The following is a 3,090-nucleotide window of genomic DNA, read 5'->3' on the forward strand; positions in this document are numbered from 1 at the left end:
GGAAGTGCTTTTGACAACAAGAGCACTGATCCAGAGTAAGGGGCGCTGGGAACAACTTTGGTCTGAGTTCATGACTGGAAAGGTTGAAGCTAACCTATGAGTCAGTTATCAAATTGAGAGAGCACCCACATTGACTACATCATAATTCCAAGAGAGGCAGATGATGATAAATGTTCTTTGTCAGTTACGACTGGTAAGGGAGAATATAATGGAAAGATGGCTATGATGTGGTCACAGTTTCAGATCTATCTCTTGAGAAACAGTGAAAGCGAAATATCATATGTTTTAAATCGTAGAGGTGGTGGACAAAGTCATAGTGAGACTTATGAACCTGCAAACTTAAAAGAACTATCAGACGCTGACCTAAAAAAATATGAAGAGCTATTCAATGCAGGAATGGCTGAAGATGTAGTCCAGCTATTAAATGGTGAATTGCACTATTGACATGTAACAAAGCGTCACACCCTAAGGAAGAGTTATGAGTTCACGACACAAAGAGTTCATACGAGTAAAACGTGGGAATAAGAAACTAGTTTTGCAGGTAAGTAAAATTGAATGGATGGGTCCACATGAGGCAATGTCGAAATGGGTTACAGCCAAAACATTAGACTCATTCATTGAATTGAGCGACTTAGATAGAGAGATTAAACAACTATTACTTGATCCCAAATATTTTGGTTTTTGTAGTCAGTGCAAAAATTACTGTGTGAACGGCACCATGCATTCAAAGACGCACTGCCATAGTTGTGCTGAACGTTATTTAGGTGTGGTACATTAGTCGGATTTTTTTCATAATAAAACCGGGCCAGGTCTTGACACTTAAATCATGAGACCTGAAAGCCCTATCACCAAAGCCCGAAGAAGCTTTTGCCCTGTGCCTCCGTGTCTTTGTGGTTACCCCCCCCCCAGACCTCAGCCCAAGTATTCTTCAGATACAAAGTCAGCCCTTCCCAAGTTTAACCAATAGTAAAAGCAAACTGCTTAATGATGTTCAGGAGTAATCAACGCAGCCAATGAAAGGTACTATCAGTCAATGGAATGATGAGAAAGGATTCGGTTTTATTTCTGTTCCCAATAGAAAAGGTCGACTCTTTTTTCATGTTTCGTCAATCAAAACCCGCAGCAGAAGACCCGAGGTTGGTGACAGCGTCAGCTTCGAGATCGGTAACGACAGAAATGGTAAGACCCGGGCAGTTTCAGTAGTTATTGACGGCCTTAACCAGCCCTCCACCAGGATAAAAGTAGAGCCACCAGAGAAGGGTATTATTGACTATCTATTAATCGCCATCATTCTTACCTCACTGGGTTATGCCGGATATCAGTTCTACCGGCTGAATAGCATTGAAGCCGTCTGGCCCTATGCGGTTCCTGCGCTCATCGCTCTCTTGCTCACTGGCCACAGAAAAAAACCTAAGCAAGAGCACTATTCCTGTGCCAGATGCAGAGCCGTTGAGCGCTTCAATCCAAGAACCATTGAAGCATGGAATCGAGGTATTACCCGCCTGTTCTGCAAGCAGTGCCATCAGGAATGGATCAGGAATAACCCAAAGACAGATATGAAACATTACTCTCGAGCAAGATCATCCAGTGGCTGCCTGGGAATGGTGTTAATCCTCCTCGGACTACCCGTTGCAGGTAGTGTTGCTATTTTTCAATGGCTGGTATGATCCAGTGAAAAGAAAAACCGGAAACTTTGAAAACCGGTGTCTTGCGAAACTCGCTGTAAGGTCATGCATGTTATATCAGTCAATGATGAAAGGCCTGACCTAATAACAATCGTGCTTTCTAACTACCGTAATGAGTATGGAGATATGGACGTCAGAACAAGGCAGAATGACGAGTAATAGCAGGGCTACTTGTGCCCTCGGGTATTGCGAGGAGTTCTAACGCTGGTTTGGTGTTCATATCTCCAGCGCAATAGCGTAGTTAGAAAGTTCAATTGGTATAACTACTCCATCACTAGAGTTTGATCTTTCACCAACCCATATGGAAAGGAAGTAAATGTTTAAAAAGGTGCTGAAAATTCTGGGCTCTTTTTTCCTGGTTTCTTTTATTTTGTTTGCAGGCTTAGGTGTATATACATACGTCACATCAGGTAATGAAACGGCAGATGCAACCCCTTATCTTGATGAGGCTATGCCTGTGTTTACAACATGGGATTATGAACAGTTTTCTCCCTATTTGTCAGAAGGTGCAAAAGAAGCGTTTAACAACGAAAACGGCAAAAAGCTGCTCAAGGCACTCTCAAGGCTGGGGGAACCAGAGTCCTTTGAAAGCCCTCAGTTTTTAGGCTCAAAGGTCGGTGGCACCGTTGAACATGGGAGTTTTGACCTGGTCGCATTTTCGATACTGGGACACTTTTCGAATGGTGATGCGCAATTTACCATCACGTTAAACAGAGAAAACGAGGGTTATTCAATCAATCACATCAATATCAACTCAGATGTTTTTATCAACTAAAAAAAACGGGGTCAAAAAAACCGGGGTCAGGTCTTGAAACTTGAATCAAAAAAACCGGGGTCAGGTCTTGAAACTTGAATCATGTGACCTGAAAACCTGATCACAAAACCACCAAAGCACTGAAAATCATTCCTCTTTGCCTCTGTGATTAGAAAATGAAAAAAACCGGAGTCATCTCTTTTATTTTTTCTCCATGCACGATGAAAGAGATGACCAGATCTACTCACTTCTCCCGTTCCCGGGTTTGGGGCAACGAAGCCACATAATGGCCTCCAGACGATACCAGGGCATCCGTTCAACCCTACAGAAATAACTGGCTCTGCTTTCGCTGATAGTGGTAGGCTCATGTTTAGCCCGTTTCCGGGGTATTACACCTACTCCGTTATGTCAGTAGCAGGCATTTTTCGTGTATTTTTTTCATCTGCCCTCTACTCACCGAAACAGAGCCGAAATGACTAATCATTAACTCAGTCACTTAAGCCATATACAACATAACTAATAACACGCCATGTGCGACTTTTAGGTTTGCATAAGGAGACATGACTGAACCTGCTTTCTGCTATTAAAAGCAGTAAAAAGCAAAAAAGAAGGTTTCAGTCATGCCCGTTGAAGAGTTTATCACTACAGTCT

Annotated in this window: 3 protein-coding genes; all 3 read left to right on the top strand. The window is 42.7% G+C overall.

All coding sequences use genetic code 11. The features are described from left to right. Positions 1 to 222: 222 nt before the first annotated feature. Positions 223 to 444, top strand: coding sequence for a hypothetical protein (locus tag AK963_RS27295; protein WP_139117710.1), 222 nt, complete (start codon positions 223 to 225; stop codon positions 442 to 444). A 569-nt stretch (positions 445 to 1,013) separates the two neighbouring features. After that, positions 1,014 to 1,667 (top strand): cold shock domain-containing protein, encoded by a 654-nt coding sequence (locus AK963_RS27305; protein ID WP_066018481.1) that lies wholly within the window; start codon positions 1,014 to 1,016, stop codon positions 1,665 to 1,667. A gap of 334 nt (positions 1,668 to 2,001) precedes the next feature. After that, the gene (locus AK963_RS27310) at positions 2,002 to 2,460 is read left to right on the top strand and encodes a hypothetical protein (RefSeq protein WP_066018482.1); all 459 of its coding nucleotides are present in this window, start codon (positions 2,002 to 2,004) and stop codon (positions 2,458 to 2,460) included. Positions 2,461 to 3,090: the final 630 nt, after the last annotated feature.

Origin of the sequence: Endozoicomonas atrinae, assembly GCF_001647025.1 — a bacterium.
In the GTDB taxonomy this organism is placed as follows: Bacteria; Pseudomonadota; Gammaproteobacteria; order Pseudomonadales; family Endozoicomonadaceae; genus Endozoicomonas; species Endozoicomonas atrinae.